At 37.0% G+C, this 23,307-nt stretch carries 19 protein-coding genes and 1 pseudogene; 10 read left to right on the forward strand and 10 right to left on the reverse strand.

Annotated features, from left to right (window positions below):
• Positions 1 to 199: 199 nt before the first annotated feature.
• On the forward strand, positions 200 to 1,246 hold the full coding sequence (locus SJY09_RS13230; RefSeq protein ID WP_396636194.1) for a 2Fe-2S iron-sulfur cluster-binding protein: 1,047 nt from the start codon (positions 200 to 202) through the stop codon (positions 1,244 to 1,246).
• A 121-nt stretch (positions 1,247 to 1,367) separates the two neighbouring features.
• On the opposite strand, the gene SJY09_RS13235 is transcribed toward SJY09_RS13230, so the two are convergent.
• The gene (locus SJY09_RS13235) at positions 1,368 to 2,135 is read right to left on the reverse strand and encodes a patatin-like phospholipase family protein (RefSeq protein ID WP_396636195.1); all 768 of its coding nucleotides are present in this window, start codon (positions 2,133 to 2,135) and stop codon (positions 1,368 to 1,370) included.
• Between the two features lie 338 nt (positions 2,136 to 2,473).
• Between SJY09_RS13235 and SJY09_RS13240 the strand changes: the two genes are divergently transcribed.
• The 8 genes and pseudogenes from SJY09_RS13240 (at position 2,474) to SJY09_RS13275 (ending at position 12,982) form a co-directional block, all read left to right on the forward strand.
• A complete protein-coding gene (locus SJY09_RS13240; protein WP_396636196.1) occupies positions 2,474 to 3,163 on the forward strand; it encodes a DUF2064 domain-containing protein in 690 nt (229 codons plus the stop codon).
• A gap of 57 nt (positions 3,164 to 3,220) precedes the next feature.
• A complete protein-coding gene (locus SJY09_RS13245; RefSeq protein ID WP_396636197.1) occupies positions 3,221 to 6,424 on the forward strand; it encodes a SusC/RagA family TonB-linked outer membrane protein in 3,204 nt (1,067 codons plus the stop codon).
• Between the two features lie 8 nt (positions 6,425 to 6,432).
• Entirely contained in the window at positions 6,433 to 8,007 is a 1,575-nt protein-coding gene (locus SJY09_RS13250) for a SusD/RagB family nutrient-binding outer membrane lipoprotein (protein WP_396636198.1), read from the forward strand.
• A gap of 117 nt (positions 8,008 to 8,124) precedes the next feature.
• The gene (locus tag SJY09_RS13255; protein WP_396638635.1) at positions 8,125 to 9,462 is read left to right on the forward strand and encodes a sodium:solute symporter; all 1,338 of its coding nucleotides are present in this window, start codon (positions 8,125 to 8,127) and stop codon (positions 9,460 to 9,462) included.
• Positions 9,447 to 10,073 (forward strand): annotated as a pseudogene (locus SJY09_RS13260) (metallophosphoesterase family protein); the annotation flags it as partial. The gene SJY09_RS13255 and the pseudogene SJY09_RS13260, both read left to right, overlap by 16 nt.
• Before the next feature lie 240 nt (positions 10,074 to 10,313).
• The gene (locus SJY09_RS13265) at positions 10,314 to 10,649 is read left to right on the forward strand and encodes an arsenosugar biosynthesis-associated peroxidase-like protein (protein WP_396638636.1); all 336 of its coding nucleotides are present in this window, start codon (positions 10,314 to 10,316) and stop codon (positions 10,647 to 10,649) included.
• 85 nt (positions 10,650 to 10,734) lie between these two features.
• Positions 10,735 to 11,790, forward strand: coding sequence for an arsenosugar biosynthesis radical SAM (seleno)protein ArsS (gene arsS / locus SJY09_RS13270; protein WP_099573389.1), 1,056 nt, complete (start codon positions 10,735 to 10,737; stop codon positions 11,788 to 11,790).
• Positions 11,791 to 12,364: 574 nt separating this feature from the next.
• Positions 12,365 to 12,982 carry a TetR/AcrR family transcriptional regulator gene (locus SJY09_RS13275; protein ID WP_396636199.1) on the forward strand — a complete coding sequence of 206 codons (618 nt, stop codon included), beginning with the start codon at positions 12,365 to 12,367 and terminating at the stop codon, positions 12,980 to 12,982.
• Positions 12,983 to 12,994: 12 nt separating this feature from the next.
• On the opposite strand, the gene SJY09_RS13280 is transcribed toward SJY09_RS13275, so the two are convergent.
• Genes SJY09_RS13280 through SJY09_RS13290 form a run of 3 tightly spaced genes read right to left on the reverse strand, consistent with a single transcriptional unit; the run spans position 12,995 to position 15,592 of the window.
• Positions 12,995 to 14,035: a glycosyltransferase family 9 protein gene (locus tag SJY09_RS13280; RefSeq protein ID WP_396636200.1), complete on the reverse strand. Its 1,041-nt coding sequence runs from the start codon at positions 14,033 to 14,035 to the stop codon at positions 12,995 to 12,997.
• Positions 14,022 to 14,624 (reverse strand): DUF4254 domain-containing protein, encoded by a 603-nt coding sequence (locus SJY09_RS13285; RefSeq protein WP_396636201.1) that lies wholly within the window; start codon positions 14,622 to 14,624, stop codon positions 14,022 to 14,024. The genes SJY09_RS13280 and SJY09_RS13285 overlap by 14 nt, the downstream gene beginning before the upstream one ends.
• Before the next feature lie 29 nt (positions 14,625 to 14,653).
• Complete coding sequence (locus tag SJY09_RS13290) at positions 14,654 to 15,592, reverse strand: DUF6427 family protein (protein WP_396636202.1); 939 nt, start codon at positions 15,590 to 15,592, stop codon at positions 14,654 to 14,656.
• A gap of 40 nt (positions 15,593 to 15,632) precedes the next feature.
• Here SJY09_RS13290 and SJY09_RS13295 point away from each other — a divergent pair, with 40 nt between their 5' ends.
• Entirely contained in the window at positions 15,633 to 15,854 is a 222-nt protein-coding gene (locus tag SJY09_RS13295; protein ID WP_396636203.1) for a uracil phosphoribosyltransferase, read from the forward strand.
• A 36-nt stretch (positions 15,855 to 15,890) separates the two neighbouring features.
• Here SJY09_RS13295 and purD read toward each other — a convergent pair whose 3' ends face one another.
• The 6 genes from purD to SJY09_RS13325 form a co-directional block, all read right to left on the reverse strand.
• Positions 15,891 to 17,162, reverse strand: a complete 1,272-nt coding sequence (gene purD / locus SJY09_RS13300; protein ID WP_396636204.1) for a phosphoribosylamine--glycine ligase — start codon at positions 17,160 to 17,162, stop codon at positions 15,891 to 15,893.
• Between the two features lie 48 nt (positions 17,163 to 17,210).
• Positions 17,211 to 18,185, reverse strand: coding sequence for a UDP-glucuronic acid decarboxylase family protein (locus tag SJY09_RS13305; protein ID WP_396636205.1), 975 nt, complete (start codon positions 18,183 to 18,185; stop codon positions 17,211 to 17,213).
• Between the two features lie 6 nt (positions 18,186 to 18,191).
• Positions 18,192 to 19,544 (reverse strand): exopolysaccharide biosynthesis polyprenyl glycosylphosphotransferase, encoded by a 1,353-nt coding sequence (locus tag SJY09_RS13310; protein WP_396636206.1) that lies wholly within the window; start codon positions 19,542 to 19,544, stop codon positions 18,192 to 18,194.
• Between the two features lie 134 nt (positions 19,545 to 19,678).
• Positions 19,679 to 20,668, reverse strand: a complete 990-nt coding sequence (locus tag SJY09_RS13315; protein WP_396636207.1) for an NAD-dependent epimerase/dehydratase family protein — start codon at positions 20,666 to 20,668, stop codon at positions 19,679 to 19,681.
• Entirely contained in the window at positions 20,665 to 21,486 is an 822-nt protein-coding gene (locus SJY09_RS13320) for a glycosyltransferase (protein WP_396636208.1), read from the reverse strand. Before SJY09_RS13320 ends, SJY09_RS13315 begins: the two co-directional genes overlap by 4 nt.
• A 4-nt stretch (positions 21,487 to 21,490) precedes the next feature.
• Positions 21,491 to 23,197, reverse strand: coding sequence for an O-antigen ligase family protein (locus SJY09_RS13325; RefSeq protein ID WP_396636209.1), 1,707 nt, complete (start codon positions 23,195 to 23,197; stop codon positions 21,491 to 21,493).
• Between the last annotated feature and the right edge of the window lie 110 nt (positions 23,198 to 23,307).

Consider the following 23,307-nt stretch of genomic DNA (forward strand, 5'->3'; position numbering starts at 1 on the left):
ATGCCTAACAAGAAATCCTCTATACAGAAAAAAGAACCTCTTAGACTTTTTACTCCGTCTCAAATCTCTAACATCTTCCTCTCAAATATACATAATTTTCTTATGCATAAGAATTCTAGGTATGTTTTTTTTTGTTTTCCGTTTTGTATCGCTCTGTCATTGCTTAATTTTACAATCTATTTAAAAGAAGAAAGAGATTATGGCAGATTTTCATGCGCTAACCGTAAAAGCAATCAAAAAATTAACCCCAAGTGCGGTAGCAGTCACTTTTGCTATTCCTAAGGAACTCATTCAAACTTTTGCATTTACTGCTGGTCAGTACATCACAATAAAAAAAGAGATAAAAGGTACGGAACTACGCAGGGCATATTCCATAAGTTCTTCGCCAAGCAAGGAAGACATTACCATTGGAATTAAAAAAGTGGACCGTGGCGGATTTTCAGACTACGCAAATACAAAATTAGAGGTAGGCGATGTACTGGATGTTATGCCGCCCGAAGGACGTTTCACGTTTAAATCTACCGAAACTAAAAACATTGCGGCATTTGCTGCCGGTAGCGGTATTACACCTATTATGAGTATTGCAAAAACCGTATTAGACAGTAATCCAAAGAACAAATTTGTTCTTGTCTATGGTAATAAATCTTACGAAGAGGCCATGTTTTATACCGATTTAGTAAAACTGGAACTCGATTATACCAATAGGTTTTTTATTTACTTTACCAATAGCCAAACGAAAGAGGATAAAGCCTTATTTGGCCGCATAGACACTTCTACCGTGAACTATGCCCTCAAAAACAAACACAAAGATGTAAGCTTTGACGGCTACTATTTATGTGGACCAGAACAAATGATTCATTTGGTTACTGACACGCTGATTGCTAATGATATCTCTAAAGACAAAATTCATTTTGAACTCTTTACCGCTTCTGAAATTAAAGAAGAAATGCCGGTGACGGAAGATGGGAAAGCCACTGTAAAAGTCATTGTTGATGACGAGGAGTTTGAAATAACAATGGATAAAAGCACCTTGGTCCTAGATGCCGTTCTGAAAGAAAATATTGATGCTCCGTATTCCTGCCAAGGTGGGGTTTGTAGTAGTTGTATCGCTAAAGTAAAAGATGGTAAGGCAGAGATGGTTAAAAATCAAATCCTGACCGACGGAGAAATTGCAGATGGCTTTATCCTTACCTGCCAAGCACATCCCACTACGTCTATCTTAACGGTAGATTATGATGATGTTTAATCCCCCTGATCCCCGAAGAGGGAACTCTTACTCAGATGTTTACTTGTTAGTAAAGAATTTTATTACGGCTAATAATGGCGACAATGTTCCATCTAGCCGATAATAATCCCCCCTTCGGGGGTTAGGGGGATTTTTTTTCAAACTCCCTAACTGCTGTCTCATAACCAATGGCATAGGCCTTTTCAAGACCTTTTCTGTCCAGAATTCCAATATGTTCCAATTCTCGGGGTTCAAATACTAAATCACATTTGTCTATTTTTTGCCTGTTGATAGCATAAATCATTAAACCCGTAACCCTACCCGTTAACTGAAGGGAATTATTCAAATCTTTCTTTTGTAATTTCGAAACAATGGAAACATTACTTCCGATTACAAAATCTACCTTGTCCACCACAGGTTCAGCTGGAAAATTATTCATAATTCCTCCATCGGCATACAACATACCTTTATAACTGACCGGACTAAAAACAGGAGGTAGGGCCGCAGAGGCCAATAAAGGTTTTATAAGTTCACCTGTAGTAATAAATTCTTCCTCCCCCTGTTCCAAGTTCGTTGCTACTACATGAAGTTCTTTCTTTAAGTCAGCGAAATTATCATGAGGAAAATAAGCTTTAAAAATATTGATATAACGCTCCGTATCAATTAATCCCGGTTTGGCCAAAGCAAAGAAGTTGTATTTAAAAAGTGGTGTCTCCTTAAAAAAGCGCATCATATCCAAAACCGAATTTCCATTTGCGTATAAGGCACCAATCAAAGCACCAACACTACTACCAGAAACAATTTTAGCCTCCAAGCCAAATTCTTCCATGGCCTTAATAACGCCAATATGTGCCATACCCCGCACCCCTCCACCAGAAAGGACAAGACCAAGAGATTTAGATAGTAACATTTGGCGTATCATCGGTTTTGTTGAGTTACAAAAGTAGAAGGTTTAAGGCAAAACCTGCTAGTTGACATCATAATTTGTTTCAGACCAACAAACTAACCGATCTGTTTTATCAATTTAAAAAGTGACTTGGAGCTAAAACTATAGATTTCAACACGTTTTTTTTAAATAATAACGATAGGAATCACTTTATGCCAGCCCAATAAAAAACAGCAAACAGACGCTGTAGTCGGTTTTGCGAAAAATACTATGAACCAAACTGTAATCAAATTTTTAACGCTACGACCTAAGCCTAGTGTACTTTTTATTGTAAGTTTACAGTGCTAAGTAAAAGATTTTCCTTGAAACGTTCGAATAACACAGCTATTCTGGTATTTGCCAATTCCGCCAAAACGGAAATGCAAATTAAACCTATCCTAAAGGGAGACATTTTATTTGACCAGCTCACCCAAGAAACGCTTCAAAAAGTAAAAAGAACAGGGCTTCCTTATTTTCATATTTCTGATCAGGAACAAGAGGGGAAAACATTTGGTGAGCGATTTACCAAGGCCATACAGACTGTTTTTGAAAACGGTTTTGAGCATATTATTACCATAGGTAACGATACGCCGCAGCTAAGTACAGCTCATCTTCTCCAAGCGAGCAATGCCTTAGAAACAGGGAAAACTGTACTTGGACCATCCATGGATGGCGGGTTTTACTTAATGGGAATTCATAAAGCAAACTTTGACCAAGAAACTTTTAAAAGATTGCCTTGGCAACGATTTAGTCTGTTCAATAGAATTTCTACCCTTTTAGACAAAACGGACAACCTTTTATATCAATTACCTGTTCTCAACGATATTGATACGATTGAGGACGTAAAGCGACTCGCTTCATTTAAAAAATCGATTTCATCGACCGTATTACAATTGCTAAGGGCGCTTATACGGCAAGGAAAGATATTACCTATAATCGTAGCTTCTGCTTTGGTAAAAATTCTCCTTCAGCAACCTTATAATAAAGGTTCTCCGCTCCTACTTCATTCTTAAGTTTTCTACATCGATGGATACCTCCATCTAAATTACTATCTAACATTATATAATTACATGAAGTATTTATTGTTAGCTATGACCCTATTCATAGCAACTATTACAACAGCACAAGAGTCCGTTTCCGGTACTGTTTCCGATAGCAACGGCGCACCTATTCCTTACGTAAACGTTCAACTGAGCGGCACGAACAAAGGAACTATAACAAACGAAGAAGGTGAGTATAGTCTATACGTTCCCAATTTATTTGGAGCACTTAAATTTTCCATCTTAGGATATGAAACCCAAACAACACCCATTAATAATGTCGGTGTTTTAGATATTACCCTTATGGAGTCCTCAGAACAACTAAACGAAGTTGTTTTAACGGCACTTGGCCTCAAAAGAGAGACCAAAGAATTGGGTTACGTAGTTCAAAGTTTAGATGCAGAAGGCGTAACCGAAGTTAAGGCGGTAAACTTTTTGGATAACTTAGCAGGTAAATTGGCTGGTGTAACCATTAACCAGGGAGCTACGGGCGTAGGGTCTTCCTCAAAAATTACCATTCGTGGCGAAGCTTCGTTCTCAAACAATAATCCGCTTTTTATTGTTGACGGCGTGCCAATTAACAACAACTCGGTCTTCAATTTTACCAACGAGGCTGCCGCCGGTTTTCAAGAAGTGGATTTTGGAAACGGTGCCATGGAAGTCAACCCTGATGATATTGCAGAAGTTTCGGTCTTAAAAGGGCCAAGTGCCGCTGCACTCTATGGTACGCGTGCTGCAAATGGCGTTATTGTCATAGAAACCAAAGATGGTTCTAAAAGCAAAGGCCTGGGCATAAGCTACAACACCAGTTTCTTCGTAGAATCAGCTTTTCAACTGCCCGATTTTCAAAACGAATTTGGACAAGGCCAAGCAGGTGTTTTTGAATTTGTAGACGGACTCGGGGGCGGAACCAGTGATAATATCACCTATAGCTGGGGACCTCGATTAGATGTAGGGAATTTAATTCCGCAGTTTGATAGTCCCGTTACGCTGCCAGACGGCACCATTGTTCGTGGTGGTGATACTTCGGTTTATAACGGGCTTCCTATTACACCTACCGAATTTCGTTCTAACCCAAACAACCTGCGCGATTTTTATCAAACAGGTACTACAGCCATTAACAATCTAGCGATTTCATCAGGCTTTGATAAAGGTAATTTTAGGCTTTCTTTTACCGATTTACGAAGTGAAAGTATTATTCCAGGGGTGAATTTAGACAGACAAACAATATCTTCTCGTTTAAATTTCCGTCCAACGGATAAATTACGCATCAATTCTAGCTTAAGTTATGTAAACTCCCAAAGTGACAACAGACCATCTAACGGATACGGTTCTGAGAACGTCAACTATTCCTTAGTAGCATGGGGGCCAAGGTCTCTTAATATTGATAACCTACGCAATTATTGGCAACCCGGTTTAGAAGGGCTGCAACAGTATTCTTTTAACTATACCTTCTTTGACAATCCGTACTTTATCCTGAATGAAAATCGAAATTCATTTAACAGAGATCGGGTTTTTGGAAACGTGTCAGCTTCTTATGACATCACCGATAATTTATCGGCGACAGTCCGCACAGGTATGGATTATTCTAGCGAAACCCGACAGTTTAGAAGAGCGTTTAGTACCAATCGGTTTAGAAATGGCGGTTATGCAGAGCATGATGTGTTTTACCGGGAAATTAATACCGACTTTCTTTTAAACTATAACAATGCCTTTGGTGATTTTAAGGTGGATGTTTCCCTTGGCGGAAATCGTTTGGACCAAAAAGCATTTACGGGGCAATCACAAACCACGAGTTTGGCACAGCCAGGTATTTTTAGATTAAGTAATGCAGCTTCACCGATTGAAGTTTTTGAGTTTGAATCGAACAAGCGCATCAACAGTTTTTATGGTCTGGCCAAGTTTGGTTACAAAGACTACCTCTTTGTAGACATTACAGGCAGAAACGATTGGTCCAGCGCATTGGCTACTCCTTTTTCCGTGGATAATGTTTCTTTTTTCTACCCATCGGTTTCCACTAGTTTTATTCTGTCTAACGTAACAGAATTACCACAAGCCATTTCTTTTGCCAAACTGCGCGCTAGTTATGCACAAGTAGGTAATGACACCAATCCTTACCAAACCACGGGAGCGTTTATAGCGCAGACCCCTTTTAACGGTCAGCCAACATTTAGTGATCAGAACCTTATCGCAAACCCTAATTTAAGACCAGAGCAAACCGCCGCGATTGAAGTGGGTGCAGATATTCGGTTTTTTGGTGATAAACTGAATTTGGACATTTCTTACTACAACGCAGTGACCAAAGACCAAATTATTTCTTTACCCATTGGTATTTCCTCTGGCTTTACGCAACAAGTGGTGAATGGTGGAAAAGTGCGCTCTAAAGGAGTAGAAGTTATTCTAGGAGCTACACCGGTCGCAACCCAAAACTTTAAATGGAACAGTACCGTAAACTTTAGCACTAACCGTGCTACAGTGGAAGACTTACCACAAGATGCTGGTAGATTAACGCTAGCATTTTCAAGAATTTATGACAGTCAAAACCAAACGGTATTTGTACAAGTAGAAGAAGGCGGTCGTATTGGTGATTTGTATGGTACAGGGTATCAGCGGAATGAAAATGGTGATTTTATCCTTACCGATGAAGGTCGCTACATTCCAGATAACACCTTGCAAAAATTAGGAAATTCAAACCCTGATTTCATGGTAGGCTTCAATAACCAGTTTAATTATAAGAAGTGGGATTTAGGCTTCCTTTTAGATTGGCGCCAAGGCGGAATTATCGTTTCCCGAACACGTGCCTTAGGAAATGTGGGCGGCCAATTGGCTGAAACAGCTTTTAGACCGGAAGAGGGAATTATTCCAGAAGGCGTTGTAAATACGGGCACGGCAGAAAATCCTGTTTTTACCCCCAACACCACCGCCGTTACGGCAGAAAGTTTTTACCGTCAGTTTTACGATAGAAACCATGAGGAAAACAATACCTATGATGCTTCCTTCCTAAAACTACGTCAGTTTTCGGTTGGTTATACTTTTGATAAGCTTAAGTTTTTACAGCAAGATGCAAGCTTGCGGCTTTCATTGATAGGAAGAAATCTATTCGCAATTACAGAAAATCCGCATTTTGACCCAGAGCAACTCGCCGTTCAAGGACAAGGATTTATAAGTGGTGTTGAAGACATGTCCTATGCTACCACAAGAAGTATTGGTTTTAAAGCAGGGTTTAATTTTTAATTATGAAGATGATGAAGTATATAAATAAAATAACGAAAGGGCTGTCCCCTCGAGCGGAGTGGAGCGGTAAATTGCAATTGCGATCCTTAGTTCTCGACTCCGCTCTAACTGACAGAAATTTGTTTGTCAGGAGAGCAAAGGAACATTTCAAGGTAATACTTGTGTTTGTATTTGTGTTTATAGCCAGTTGTACCAAAGATTTTGAAGAAATCAACACAAATCCTAATCAGCCCGTAGCTGTGCAACCCAGTTTATTACTAAGACAGGTAATTTATGATTATGGCGAACAAATGTCTTACGAAGGTTTTACCGCGGGCGATTTACTGGGGCAATATAGAACCGCTTTGGATTTTAACCTTTTTGACCGTCACGATTTAAAATCGCCACAGCTAGGGGGTAATCCATGGCCAATTTTATATACCAACTTGCGTGATAATGAACAGATATTACGTTCCGCTCTGGAGAACCCAACTTTTGAAGTCTATGAAGGTCCTGCTCGTATTTTAAAAGCTTATATGGCGGGAGCGTTAACAGATATGTTTGGTGATGTACCATATTCCGAAGGCTTTCAAGGGAAGGATGTTACCGTAACACCGGTTTATGATGACCAAGAAGCTATCTACCTGGCCGAAGGTGGTATTTTTGATAATCTTGAAAGAGGAATCGCTGCCATTGAAAGCTACACGGGTACCATTCCTTTAGAAGGTGATATTCTTTTTAATGGTGACCTACAGGCTTGGGTACGTTTTGCGAAATCGCTTCAAATTAAATTTTTAATGCGCACCTCAAATGTCCAAGATAATGCAACAGCACTGCAAGCACTTTTTGATGGGGCTGATTTTATAAGCGACAACACGCAGAATGCAGCATTTGATTTTAATGATGGCGAACCGAATAACTTTCGCTTAGCCCGATTGCGTATTGGAGATTTCAACAACTTTGTGCTTTCCGAAACCATGGATGAAATCCTAACCAATTTAAACGACCCGCGAATTTCAACCCTCTTTCGTCCCTTTTCAAATAGCAATGTTGGGGAATTCAATGGGCTATTAAACGGAGTTGATGCCACCCAAAATGCAGTTATTTTGGCAGATTTTTCCCTAGCGGGAACTAGTTTCAGAGAAGCTACTAGTGCATTAGATGCCAACTTTATGACCAGTTGGGAAACGCATTTTCTTTTAGCTGAAGCCGCAGCACGAGGATTCATTACGGCAGATGCACAAGCCTTATATGAAACTGGGGTCACCCAAGCTTTTGACTATTGGAATACCGCATTACCAGTTGATTATTTAGCTACAGAAGGTGCTTACACTAATGGTGATGCTATAGAAAATATCATCACGCAAAAATGGATAGCGAACATTATCAATGGATATGAAGGTTGGATAGAATACCGTAGAACAGGTTTTCCACAGTTAAAAACAATTTCAGCTAGTTTAAATAATGATTTGCTTCCCGTACGCATGCCTTATCCGGCAGAAGAACAAGCGCTGAATGCAGTAAATTACGAAGCAGCAGCAACCAAAACAGATGGCAATAGTATTAATGCTGCTGTTTGGTGGGACTCGCAAAGCGAGAATTAATTTATTTAAACTGTAATAGGGATTATTCCCAAATACTATACTTGGTCGAAGTGAAAATTTTAGAATAGAATTTAATTGATACCGTTAACTAACATACCGCTAATTGAAACGCCCCCGATAGGGGTTGAGGGGCTTCAATGGGGTCTTGTGATAGCATCAAGTTTGATACTATTTTTCCTATCTCCATTAGCTAAAAATACCAATCAGTTTTTTAAAGCGGTTCAAAAGAAGAAAGCCCCAAATACCTTCATGTTAATGGGAAGTTTGGTGATATCTTGGATATTCGCCAAAAGCATCACCAATGCAGCAAACTTAGGATTGGATTATGGGATTGTTGGTGGTGTAGCATACGCTGCTTATTACTTTTCATTTGCCGTAGCGGGCATTGTAATTTATCAGATGCGAATCCACGGAAAATACACCAGTATTCATCATTTCTTGACTTCCAAATTTGGAAAAAGTGCTGTTGCCGTATTTTCTATTTTAATTGCCATTCGCCTCTTTAATGAAGTTTGGAGTAACACCATGGTTATTGGCTCCTATTTTGGGGATATGGGTTCCAGTTCCTATTACTGGTCAATTTTAGTATTCACGACACTAACCCTTGCCTATGTTCTAAAAGGGGGAATGAGTAGTTCTATTTTCACGGATGTTCTACAAATGGGTTTATTCGGTGTTTTATTGCTCGTAATTCTTGGTGCCATTTTTACTTCAGAAGATAACTTTACTCCAACACAAGCGATAAGTTCAGGATTTTGGTCTTTTGATATGGGATTAAATATGCTCTTTGCTGCGGTACTGCAATCTTTCAGTTACCCTTTTCACGACCCAGTGCTAACAGACAGAGGCTTTTTAAGCAGTCCAAAAGTGACATTAAAAAGTTTTCTTTGGGCCAGCATTGTAGGTGGCGTTTGTATTGTACTGTTCAGTATAATCGGAGTGTATGCACAGGTGCAAGGAATGCAAGGACAAGCAGCAGTAGAAGTGGGGAAAGCATTTGGGGTGATAATTTTATTGGTCATTAATTTCATCATGATTACCTCAGCGGCATCAACTTTGGACTCCACTTTCTCATCCTTCTCAAAATTAGTAGCTGTCGATTTAAATTTAGGAAACTCCCTAAAATTTGGTCGTTGGTCTATGGTGGGCATTGCCGTTTTAGGTACCATTCCGGTCTTTCTAGATGCTGAAATACTCTCGGCCACCACTATAAGCGGTACTATGGTAATAGGTTTAACACCCGTATTTCTATTTTGGAAAGGCAGTGTTCCAAAAATCAGTTTTCACCTAAGCGTGTTTTGTGGTATTATTTTCGGATTTTTGCTGATTTTCAGTTGGTTCCCTCAATCATTAATAATTACGACAGGGAAATATGCAGACTTACTATGGATTAATTTCTGGGGAATTTTAAGCTGTATCGTACTTTACTTTATACCCAAATGGATAAGGATATAAAACATATCGGCACAAAAACCGGAAAGCTTTTGTTTTTTGGTGGCGTCTATAGCAATCTCCAAGCTTTAGAGCAGCTAATGACTATTGCCAAAGACGAAGGAATTCCCGCAGAAAATTGCATTTGTACCGGTGATATTACAGGTTATTGCGCGCAACCCGAAGAAACGATACAAGCTTTTAGAAATTGGGGCGCGCTAAGCATCGCTGGTAATGTAGAATTGCAACTAGCGAACGATAGTGAGGACTGTGGCTGTGATTTTAAGGCCGGTGGTCGTTGTGATAGTTTTTCTAAGCTATGGTTTCCGTATACCAAAGGACGTTTATCTCAGGAATCATTGGATTATATAGCTACTATTCCTGAATATATCAGTTTTGAATATGGCGGAAAAAAAGTAACCATAGTACATGGAAATTACGGGAATACATCGGAGTTTATCTTCCAATCGAATGCCGACACGAGCAAGCAACATTGTTTTGATGATACCGAAAGTGATGTGATTATCGGAGGGCATTGCGGACTTCCTTTTCATCAATCTATAAAAGAAAAGCTCTGGTTAAACCCTGGAGTCATTGGCATGCCTGCAAATGATGGCACAACACGCGTCTGGTATATGCTATTAGAAATAATAGATGGTAAACTACAATATACCCATCGGTCTTTTGATTATGATTACACCACGGCTCAGCAATTAATGTTTAAAAACCATTTACCAGAGGAATATGCAGATACGCTTTCTTCCGGTATTTGGGACAATATGGAAATCCTTCCTGAAATAGAAAAAATGGGGCAGGGCATTCCGATTTATTTAGATACTACAAAACAAAATATAGCACCTAAAACACAGAAAAAGATGGCAGATTCTTATTACAACCCTAAAGATTTAAGAAAATTTGGAAAAATAACAGAGTGGAGTGAAGAACTCGGAACCAAGTTTTTTGACTACTACGGTAAGGTTTTCGAAGAAGGCGCACTAAGTGCTAGGGAAAAGTCTTTGATAGCCTTAGCCGTATCGCATGTAGTCAAATGTCCGTATTGCATTGATGCATACACCAAAGACGGACTGCAACGGGGTATTACCAAAGAAGAAATGATGGAAGCCGTGCATACTGGCGCCGCCATTGAAAGTGGTGCGACCTTGGTACATGCAGTGCAAATGATGAACAAACATGATAAATTGAGTATGTAAAATAGTTGATAGTTGTCCGTTGATGGTTGTTGGATACTTACTGACAACCATCAACGGACAACAAGTAACGAACAACAATAAAGAAATGGCTACAAAATCATTAAAAGCAAAAGGGAACGAGTTAGCACAAAGCAACAGGCAGCTTGATATTTTAAACGGAGGCATCTTTGCCGATGGCGAACTACCTTACTTTAAGGACAAAATTGGAGAAATAGGGCATTTTCCGCTTCGGCCGAAAAAGCTGGAAATACTACAAATCAACGTAGGGTATATGTGTAACCAAGTTTGTGAACATTGTCACGTAGATGCTGGTCCGGACCGTAAAGAAATCATGACCCGTGAAACCATGAAACAGTGTCTCGAGGTAATTAAAAATACTGGAGCCCATACCTTGGATTTAACAGGTGGTGCACCAGAAATGAATCCTGATTTCGAATGGTTTGTAGAAGAAGCTGCTAAAGCAGGAATCAAAGATTTTATCGTTCGCTCAAATTTGACGATTATCAGGGCGAACAAGAAATACTACCACCTACCTGATTTCTTTAAAAAGCACAACGTACATGTCATATCTTCAATGCCACACTATACCCGTGGAAAGACGGATAAGCAACGTGGTGACGGTGTTTTTGACAAGTCTATAAAAGCTTTACAAGAACTCAACGCGCGTGGATATGGAATGCCCGGTAGCGATTTGCGTTTGGATTTGGTCTATAACCCATCAGGCGCCTATTTGCCTGGCGACCAAATGGCAATGGAAAAGGACTTTAAAAAGGCTTTGGACGAGGATTTTGGGATTCAGTTTCACAACCTGTTCGCTATTACCAACCTGCCTATTGCGCGTTTCCTAGACTACCTCATCGCCTCTGAAAACTATGAAGACTATATGTATGCCCTAGTGGAAGCCTATAACCCATCCGCAGTGGCGAATGTGATGTGTACGAACACCATTTCTATTAGTTGGGACGGTTGGCTGTACGATTGTGATTTTAATCAGATGCTAGACCTTAAAGTGGCCAGTAAAGTGAAACATATCAAAGATTACAATGAAGACCTTTTAAACGACAGGAATATTATTATTTCACAACACTGCTACGGTTGTACCGCAGGAGCAGGAAGTAGTTGTCAGGGGACGGTGGCATAAGCCTCCCTTGGCCCCTTCGAAGGAGGGGAATATTCATATTCATGTAAAAACCACCCAATGTAGCCATGGGTGGTTTTTAATTTAATAATAACTTCTTATTTCTTTTCTACCGGACAAGTTTTTAACCCAAATAACGTGATACATCCACAGATGAATTAGAAAGTACATTTATGGACTTCTTTAATTACACACCCGCAACGATAGCTTAAATTTTAATTACCTGTTTTTCTTAGAACAAATAAAACGCCCACACTTTATGCTACAAACATAACCCTCCTGTTAGTAAATATAGTTTTGAAAGTTAGATTTTGAAGAAACGGTTTTCCCCAATATTGGTTGTATACATCACCCCAAAAATTCATATGGATTAATTTAGAAGGACCATTGAACGCCATAACATTACACTTAAACCGACCGAGCAGTCGGTTTAAATTCCTGAAAACTAGGTAGTACATCGATATTAAGAACTTTGACCGATAATTTCCGTACGTACGTCCAAATATCATCATTACTAATACAATGTCAGAGTTCTTTGTACAGACCATATGGTCGGATTAACCCAAATCTTGAAATCATGAACAAATCTTTAAAACGCATGGCTACCATGCAACGTATGCAGGCTACAGGTCTTGAATTATTTTACAAGAAAGGATACTATAATACTAGTGTAGATGATATTCTAAAGGAGCTTTCTCTTTCTAAAGGTGCTTTTTATTATCATTTTGACTCCAAAGAAGACTTCTTCGTACAAATTGTGCAAAACTTAATGGCCCGAAAAGTGTACAGCACCTTAATCGAACCCATAGAAGGTAACGATAACCCTTTGGATTTAATTACCAACTGTTTTGACGAGGCACTGGAAACAGCAGTACATAACGAAACGGATTTTGGTTGTATTCTAAGTAACTTCTTGACAGAGTTTCAGGGTAAAAATGAAACCATCATGAAACATCTAAGTGAGATTGTTGCTATCTGGGAAGTAAACTTGGTTTCAACACTACAAAAAGGAAAGTTTAATGGTCATATAGACAGACATGTAGATTGTGAAGCGGTAGCTACTTATCTTATGAGTTCCTATTTTGGTATACGAACGCTAATGGTAGGAACAGCACCAAGTGCTAAAAAGTATCGCTTTATGAGTCAGTTAAGACAGTATTTTAGATCTGTAGAAGCGAAAAAAATTACGGTCTAAATTACTGTGGCTCTACTTCAAGATTTCAAGAATCTTTTTGAGTATTTGTTCGGGAGCGATGGTCTCCATCGCTTTTTCATACCCTTGGGGAAATTTGTTCCCGTAAACAGAAGTTGGTATTTCAGGAAATTTAACCCTATCCGATACTAAAGTGTTATCCATCTGATTAAACGGATAGAAACCAGCATAAGGATGGGTAACTCCCCAAAGTGTAACCGCATGAACGCCGTACATGGCCGCTAAGTGACCATTACCACTATCCATAGATAACATTATACTAAGATTGGATATAAGTGTCAGTTCTTCGGAAAATGAAATTTTACCTACAACACTGATACAATGTTCAAATTTATTTTCCCATTGCCCAAGCAGTGTTTTTTCTTGTTCCCCTCCACCGAATAAAATGATTTCATAATCTTTAAGGCCTTGTAATCCATAAATGACCTTTTCCATAAGTTCTAATGGATACTTTTTTCCTTCGAAAGCAGCAAAAGGTGCTATTCCAATAAACTTCTTTTTACGTAATCCAAGGGTTGTCCTAGTCTCTTCTGGCAGAACTTCTTTCTTTAAAACATGCTTAGCTTCAAGTTGTATAGGGAACCCTAACCCTTCAAATACTTCCGCATAGCGCTGATGGGTTGTTTTAAGGGGTGCAAAAATTTTATTTGCCGCTCTAGTCAGTGCTTTCTTAGCAACCCTTCCTTTATTCAATTGCTTAACCGGAATACCACTTAATCCAAGAAATTGTTTTAGAATAGTGCTCCGCAGTACATGATGTAAATCTGCCGTGGCATCTATGTCTAGTTTTTTAAGTTCCCTAGCAAGTTTCCATAGTCCAAAGAGTCCCTTATGTTTTCCTTTTACATCTGCCGAGTAAACCGTTACATTGGGAATATTCGAAAATATAGGTGCAAAAAAAGCTCTTGTAAGCAGAGTAACTTTAAGTTCAGGATATTTTTGTGTAAGCGCTAATAAAACCGGGACGGTCATAGCAATATCTCCCATGGCCGAGAGTCTAATAACCAGTAAGTGAAATGGTTTACTTTTGGCCACGTAAGATGGGGTTTAGTTCCTCATCGTTATACATCTTCATTTGTTTATATACCTTCATGTACTTATGACCAGATTCAATATCAAAAAGCAATTGGTCTATCGCAGATGATAGGTCTTGCTTCTGTTCCAACAACACCTTAAGCTTTTGCTTACATTTTTCTAGATGCTCTTTTGAAGCGTCCGTTCTGTTAGCCTCTTCCCTCATATGATATATTTTGAGCGATAGAATGGACAAACGATCTATTGCCCAAGCCGGGCTCTCTGTGTTAATAGTGGCATTCCTTTTGATTTCTACCGAACGGTATTTTTCTAAGAAATAACTATCTATATATTCTACTAAATCTGTTCTGTCCTGATTACTTGCATCAATTTTACGTTTTAATGTAAGTGCTGCAACTGGATCTATCTCCGGGTCGCGTATAATATCCTCATAGTGCCACTGCACCGTATCAATCCAATTTTTCCTGTATAAAAGATGAGCAATATCACCCTTATCATGGGGATTTGTAAAAGATTGATAGACATCATCTTTTATATGATATTCTTTAATACTCTCCTCAAATATTTTAAAGGCAAAATCACTGAACATAGGTATGCTTTTCTACAAAGATACTTTAATTATTTTATGGCAACTCTTGCTATAAAGACCACTAAGGGAAGGAAAATACTTAACATTAAAACTACTTCTAAGATATTTGTACGCTTAATGGACTCTATATAGTTGGTTATAAATATTACCGCAGGAAAAAAGGTAATCATAAGCGCATAGGAACTATAGGATACTACTAGCACATTAACGATAAGGCCAAGCATAAATGAAAGTGCAATAATTCTAATATTGGTAATCTTACCGACACCGGCTTTCCCCAATTTTAAGAAAGCCCATAAGGTCAAAACTCCATTAAGGATAATATAGAGCACCAGCTTGATACTAGACCCCCATTTTGGCAAATAGAATCTATCATAATCTATAGCAAAACTGTAGTGCGAAGTAAGAAAAGACGTGTTGTCAATCAAAATTAGCACACCCAATAAGATGATGACATAAGAAAATACCGCCGATAGTACTACCATCCAATTTCTGATATTCTTGGGGTCGTAAATATAAATAGCGATAAAAACCAGTATTAAATATATAATAGCCCAATCGTAAAAAAGACTTGATAGTAATATCCATAAAGTAGCGTCAAATATTTTGGATTTGATATCCTTTAAGGATTTTAAACTCAATAGACGTCTTGTGGCCAGCAATAGAAAGAAACTGCACAAAATTCCATTACTGTCATTTAGGGTTTCCGGAAAAATGACTAATAGTACGGTGAAAAATAATATGGAATAGGAATTAGGACCCGTTATCTTATTTCGTTTAACGATAAAATCGATTACGAAAACACTAAAAAGCAGCATAGTCAAAACCAATGATTTTAATAGCATCGCATCTGTAGAAAACCCATTTTCCAGAAGATAAAATTGCACGCACCAGTAGAAAAGAAATATAAAACCTAGTACGATTATAAAATTGATAGGTTTTGTTTTACCAAAAATGCTTGAAATCATGTATGATTTTTATATTTTTGCACTGTAAATATAGGATAAGATGAAATCACTTTTTGAAGGTATCGAGGATTTATTCGTTAATGTACTTTTTGCTCCCTTTGACTTTTTAAGATTTGTTGAAAGCTGGACAGTGGCCAATTCCCTTAATTGGTTGTTTATGCTTATAGGTTCAGTAGCCTTTGTTTATTGGATGTTACAATTAAAGAAATACAATGATAATGGTGAAGAAGATAAGTCTATTACTTCTCATTCTTATTTATAGTAGCATTTAGAACCATAAACAAATTTAGGTTTCACCTTAGAGGTCAAATCCAATATCCTTTCTGAAATTCATTCCATCGAAAGATAGTTTAGCAACGTTTTTGTAGGATGTTTTGAGTGCCTCCTTAAAATCGGAACCGTAAGATGTTATTGCTATTACCCTACCACCGTTAGTGACAATTTTATCATTCAGTAGTTTTGTTCCCGCATGAAATACTAATGAATCTTCTATAGCATTAATTCCCATTATTTCTTTTTCTTTATCATAGCTACCCGGATAACCCCCAGAAACCGTCATTACCGTGGTGGCCGTCCTTTCATCTATTTGGAGATCTAATTCGTTCAATTTTTGATTGGCCACGGCTTCAAATACTGTTACCAAATCGTTTTTAATACGCGGTATTACCACCTCTGTCTCGGGATCACCCAATCTTACATTATACTCAATGACCTTGGCTTTTTCACCAACCTTGATAAGACCAATAAAAATGAATCCTTTATAGGGCAAGTTGTCCTTTTTAAGCCCCTCTACGGTAGGTTTCACAATTGACTCTTCTATTTGTGTCATTAAAGCCTTATCTGCAAAAGGAACTGGGGATATGGCTCCCATCCCACCTGTATTTAATCCCGTGTCTCCTTCACCAATACGTTTATAATCTTTGGCCGTAGGTAAGAGCTTGTAATTCTTACCATCTGTTAAGACGAAAACACTGAGTTCAATTCCGTCGAGGAACTCCTCGATAACAACGGTAGTGCTCGCAGCACCAAATTTCTCCTCTAGCAACATAGACCTCAGTTCGGCCTTAGCTTCCTCCAAATTATCCAATATCACTACTCCTTTACCTGCCGCTAATCCATCTGCTTTTAAAACGTATGGCGCATTAAGATTTTCCATGAAGGTGTAAGCATCATTGATTGTAGCAGCTGTAAAACTCTTATACTGTGCTGTAGGAATATGATGGCGCATCATAAATTCCTTCGCGAACTCTTTACTACCCTCTAGGCTTGCCGCACTCTTTTGGGGACCTATAACCGGTATTCCTTTAAGTTTCTTATCCTCTAAAAAGAAATCATGAACCCCATTGACCAAAGGGTCTTCCGGACCTACTATAACCAGATCTACACTATTAGCTATCACAAACGCTTTGATAGCCTCAAAATCATTTACACCTATCGGTATGTTTTTTCCAAGCTTAGCGGTCCCTGCGTTACCTGGTGCTACAAATAATTCTTGTAACTTACTACTTTGTGCCAGTTTCCAAGCTAACGCATGCTCCCTACCTCCCGAGCCTAGTACTAAAATCTTCATCTTTCTAAATATTTGATAAACTGTTTGGTTTCCTTAAACTTTTCTTTTTTAAGGCAAAAAATTTCTATGCTCTTTTCTTTGTAACTCTTCTGGCGAAAGGGATTTAAAATAATCATATACGATTTTCAACCCTTGAGAACGACTCACCTTAGGTTCCCATCCAAGGATTTCTTTTGCTTTTGAAATATCTGGCTGCCTTTGTAATGGATCATCCTTTGGCAATGGTTTGTAAACAATCTTTTGATCCGTTCCGGTCAATGAAATAATCTCCTCTGCAAACTCCTTAATAGTCGTTTCGTGAGGATTACCAATATTTACTGGATTGACATAGTCGCTGAATAACAATCGGTATATTCCTTCTACTTGGTCATCTATATAACAAAAGGACCTCGTTTGGGAGCCGTCCCCAAAAACCGTTAAATCCTCTCCGCGTAGTGCTTGCCCCATAAATGCAGGAACTACTCTACCATCATTTAAACGCATTCTAGTGCCATATGTATTAAAAATACGGACGATTCTAGTCTCTAACCCATGATAACGGTGGTACGCCATAGTAATGGACTCCATAAAGCGTTTTGCCTCATCATAAACACCTCTGGGGCCTACGGGACTTACATTGCCATAGTATTCCTCATTTTGTGGGTGCACTAAAGGGTCTCCATATACTTCGGAAGTAGAGGCTACCAAGATGCGTGCATTTTTCTGTTTTGCCAAGCCCAAAAGGTTTAATGTCCCTAAAGAGCCCACTTTTAAAGTTTCTATTGGAATTTTCAAATAATCAATAGGGCTTGCAGGGGACGCAAAATGCAAAATATAGTCCAAGGTACCTTCTAAATGTACAAAGGTTGATACATCATGATGGTGAAACTCAAACTGCTCTAACGGAAACAAGTGTGCAATGTTCTTAAGGTCTCCCGTGATGAGATTATCCATGCCTATAACATGGAAGCCCTCTTTAATAAAACGATCGCACAGGTGAGATCCTAAAAACCCAGCTGCTCCTGTAATTAAAACTCTCTTCATACTATCCTAGTACGCCTTTTCCTCTCCGGAAACTGCATTTATTACTGTTTGCACTATAATCTTAAGGTCCATAAAAAAAGACCAGTTCTCTACATAGAAAATATCGAACTTGATCCTATTCTGAATATCACTGTCCTTTTCTATTTCGCCTCTATACCCTCTTACCTGTGCCAAACCCGTAATTCCCGGTTTAACAAAGTGCCTAAGCATATATTTATCAACCCTATTTGCATATTCATCGGTATGTTTCAGCATGTGTGGTCTTGGGCCAACTACAGACATGTTTCCAAATAGCACATTATAGAATTGTGGAAGTTCATCAATACTCGTTTTCCTGATAAACCTCCCTATTTTCGTCACCCTCATGTCATTTTTTCCCGCTTGTTGAGCATCAGCAGCATCGTTCATCCCCATAGACCTAAATTTGAAACATTGAAATTCTTTATTATCGAACCCTGTTCGTTTCTGAATAAAAAATACTGGGCCTTTTGATTCAAGTCTGATCAGTAGCGCTAAAATAGGGCCTAACCATATAAGCAGACCAAAAATGACGGTAAGAGAAAATAAAATATCGAAACCTCTTTTCAATAATGCATTCAGGGAGTTGTGTAGTGGGATATCCCTTAAAGATAAAATAGGCAAATAGTCGTAATACTCAAACTTTAACTTCTTAGAAAAAATATTCTTGTTGTCGGGAAGAAACTTAAGAGTCTTTAAGTTATTATCGGCAAAGTTTATAAATGCAGCTAGTTCATCGTCCTTCAGTTTTGAAACCGAACAGTATATTTCATCAATATTACTATTGACTATGTACCTAAAACAAGCTATTAAGTCGAAATTTTGATCCCGGGGCGAAAACTGTCTCTTGAACATATAGCCATATTCCCTTCTTTCTTCAAAAACTTTTATGAGTTGGTTTGCCTTTTTACTTTTTCCTATAACTACAACGTTTCTTGTATTTCCATTGACTCGTTCCCGATATTGCATTAACAGAATATAGTTCAAAAACTTCAGCGCAAATACCGTTATGAATGTAAAAACAAAATATTGCCCTAAGGCTAACCTGCTGATTATTGGCTGTTTAAAAAAACCTATGAAAGCGTATAAAATCAAGAAGAAGAAAACAAATTGTACAAATAAAAGTCTTAAGATATATACTACTTTACTATACCGATATACTTTGTAGAACTCCGTTTTAAAAGATATAATTATCCAAGATAAAGAAATGTAGGTATGAAATAATGTAGGAGATTGAAATTGGATTGGCAGATAGTAAGCAAGGAGGTTTATAACCAATAAATCTATGATTCCAGCAATAGGGTTAATTAATCCAGAATATCTGCCTTGTTTGAAAAACATATATATTGCCCTATTCCTCTATACCTCTAACAAATATACTTTAAATAAAGTATTTATTTTACAATTGTTCGAAGGTAAATGGGTCTTTAAAGTTTCAAATCTACTTAAATATCAAAGAGGATCATTAATTGCATTCAAAAATCTTCTGGCGAAACAGACTTCCAATGTCTTAGAGCCTTAAGAAGGTCATATTTGAAAACAAAACCGTTATCTCTTAAGTATTTAGGTTCTATGTTTGTGGAAAACCCGGCCTTTCTAACTCGCACAGGATGAATATCTGACTTTTTCCCTGCTATTTTTGACCCCATCTGTAATACCATAGCTAAAATATAAAGAATCTTAGTAGACAGCTTTAAGGTTGGCTTTTTATAGCCGAATTCCTTCTTTATTATATCTGTCATTTCATTCAAAGGAACTAAAGGATTTTCCGCATAATTATACACTATTAGCTTACCTGTCTTACCCATAGTAAATAGAATACTATCTACCAAACCATAAACATAACCGTATGCCTTAATGGCATCTCCACCATTAGGTAATATAAAAGTGCCTTTTTTCAAGGCTTTAATCATTCTATAGACATTTCCAGGGTCCTTTGGTCCAAATATAACACTTGGTCTAACAATAATTAATCTTCTTTCTATATTTTCAGCTAACCATTCCCTATGAATTAGTTCTGCCATTAATTTGGAAATACCATACGCAGTCTCTGGATATAATTTAGACTGCTCAGAGGTTTTGGTTAACGCTTTTCCATATGGAGCTATACTACTTGTAAAGAATATGTTCTGTATGCCATGTAATCGTGCGAAGTTACTCACATTCTCTGCTCCAGGAATATTAGTATCAAAATACTCTTTATATTCATGACCAGGTTCACGATGTATAGCCGCCAAATTAAATACCCAAGAGCTATTTGCATCAAAATCGACTAAATCAATATTAATTTCTTTCCTAACGTCAATATTTTTAAACTCCACATTATTACGCTTCTCAAAACCTTTTAGCGCATTAATGTCACAAACTATATATTTTGAGAATACATTTTGGTCCAAAAAGACAGCTAGTATTTTTCTTCCTATATACCCAGATCCCCCAAATATTATTAATGTTTTTTCCTTCATTCTGGCTGCTTAAACTGGGCTAATATGGCCTTGTTTACATTCTTTCGTTCCTTATCAAATATCCAACCCCATTTATTAAAATATTTTATCATTGACGTAACATGATAATACAACAATTTACGATCCTTGTACGATCCCTTACCATGGGAATGAACTATGGACACTTTTGGATAGTATATAGTTCTTGCGTGTTTATGTATTCTTCTAGTCAAATCAATGTCTTCTGGGTACATAAAAAATCGTTCATCAAAACCTGAAACTTTTTCAAAAACTTCGCAATTAATAAACATAAAACAGCCCATAACATATGGGACATTAATGATACGATTGAAATTAGAAAACCTAAACTCATATCTGTTATCTAATCTTTTCTGTAACCATCTTATTGGAATAAATCTTCTCACTATCAAATTCGCAGGTGTTGGTAACAATTTAGCAGAATACTGAATTGACCCATCAGGATTATATATTTTAGGAGCTACCAAGCCTACCTCTTGATTTTCATTCATATAAGAATAGATTTTCTCTAGAATTGATGAATCAAAATCAACATCTGCGTTTAAAACCAAATGATATTCCGAAATATCCTTTGCTATATTTATTGCCAAATTATGACCAGCACCAAATCCTACATTTTTACCTGTATAAATATACTGAGCATCTGTAGCCGCAACCTTGCTTCTTAATTCATCATTTGGGGAATTATCCACTAAATATATCTTAGGTTTCAAGCTAGATAACCCGAGTATATTAAGTACGTTTTGTACCTCATCAAAATCTGTCTGGTAAAGCACAATAGAAACGGTTAGCTTATGCATAATCTTAAACTTCTTTTTTTGGCAATATGAATTTTAAACTTATAAAGAATGTAAAAACGTACAAGGGTTTTGTTGATTCAAAAGGTGATTCTGTAATCATTAAAACTAATAATAAAAAAAGTATTGAAAGCCTTTCGGCTTGCTTGCTCTTAAAATAAATAACAGCATAGTATAGAAAAAAACAAATTAACATAATCTCTCCCAATATCCCTAATTCATATAAGTATGTTATAAATTGATTATGCGCATGGTTAATTTTAAACTTAAAATATGCGTTATCAAAATTAAGGAATAACTCTTCTGTGGAACCCAATCCGTTTCCAAAAAAATTACCATTATATGTCGTTACAATTTCGTTCCACATTAAAAAACGATATTCATCTATATATTCAATATTCAAAAATATATAACCAAACAAGCATAAGAAAACAACCAAATAACTTAGTGTTTTCCATCTGATAGTAAAGAACATGGTCATTGAAACTGCAAAGAAAGCAATCAATGATAACCTTGATCCTAATAAGAACAAAGTCAAAAAAACTAAAACTGTAAATACACTAAAATTTAAAAATTTTATTTTATTTTCTAAGAATAAGTTTTGACACAAACAAAAGCCTATTAATACAAAAAAGGAAAGAAACGTTGCGTTTTTATACACCAGCCAATAGGTAATATTTCCTATTATTAATTTCTTGTTCTGCAGAAAAAATAATAGTTCAACTTCATTATTTATAAACACGGAAATTAAGAACGCAGTAGTTAATAAGAACATAAAAACTAAAACCACATTACAATAAAAGTTGTATAGCGTTTGTTTTCTAATATCTTGGTTGGAGAAGGCTAAAAATATTGGAATTATACATAAACCCATTTGAACATTAATTTGATCATAGGATTGTATTTTACCAAAAGCAAGAATCGTTATAAAAAACAATAAGACGCCAAGTTGTTCTTTACCAATACTAACTCTTTTATTTCGTATAACATGAATAATAGAAAATAGTCCAATAAGTATTACACTAAAAGTTGTTAGCGATTCTTTTAAGAATATGGAGAGAATAAACAATCCAAGTAGGGATATGAAAATGTTAGCGCTCTTAAAATGCGTTCTATGTTGGTACAATTGTAACAAACCCAAAACGAACCATGGCCACAGTAACAAAAATGATTTAAAAAAGGTAGATGTAACCAGATTGTAACTATTTGTAAAGCTTATATAGGTATCTTTCCCTAGAATTGGAATTTTTACACCAAAGTTGTTCTTATTATAGATAACCCTGGATCCTTCCGACACAAACTTAACCTTTTCAACTATATCTTTTCCGCTTAAAGAAATCCATGGTTTTTTATCTTTTAAGAGGACCATCTTTTTTAGATACACGGTATCGCTAAGTGTATTAAAGTCTAGTCGTATCTTTTTTAAATAAACTCCATTTTCCTTTGCAACTGGCAATAAAACTATGCTATCATTGGTGCTTAATTTAGATGTTGTTTTATTTTTTTCATTAAAACCATTTCCATAATCGGTGTATAAATCTACGGATAGAGCAGAGGAATTATTAATCTCGCAAGATATTTCTAAGTTATGGTACTTTAATTGTTCTTCAATAAAAGTACTATAAAGAAAAGCAGAGCTAATACTTATAACACAACACACTAACATTTTTTTTAAAAGACCATTGCGGTCTAGTTTATCAAAAATGTTGCTCATAATATTTAAAATAAAATGTACGATTACAAAAATTCTTCTTCCATAAAATTTAAAGAAGTTACTAATTGGTATAGTATAATCCTATAGCTTCAAAAAACAGATATATTCCT

Origin of the sequence: Maribacter sp. R77961 (assembly GCF_044594925.1) — a bacterium.
GTDB lineage: Bacteria > Bacteroidota > Bacteroidia > Flavobacteriales > Flavobacteriaceae > Maribacter.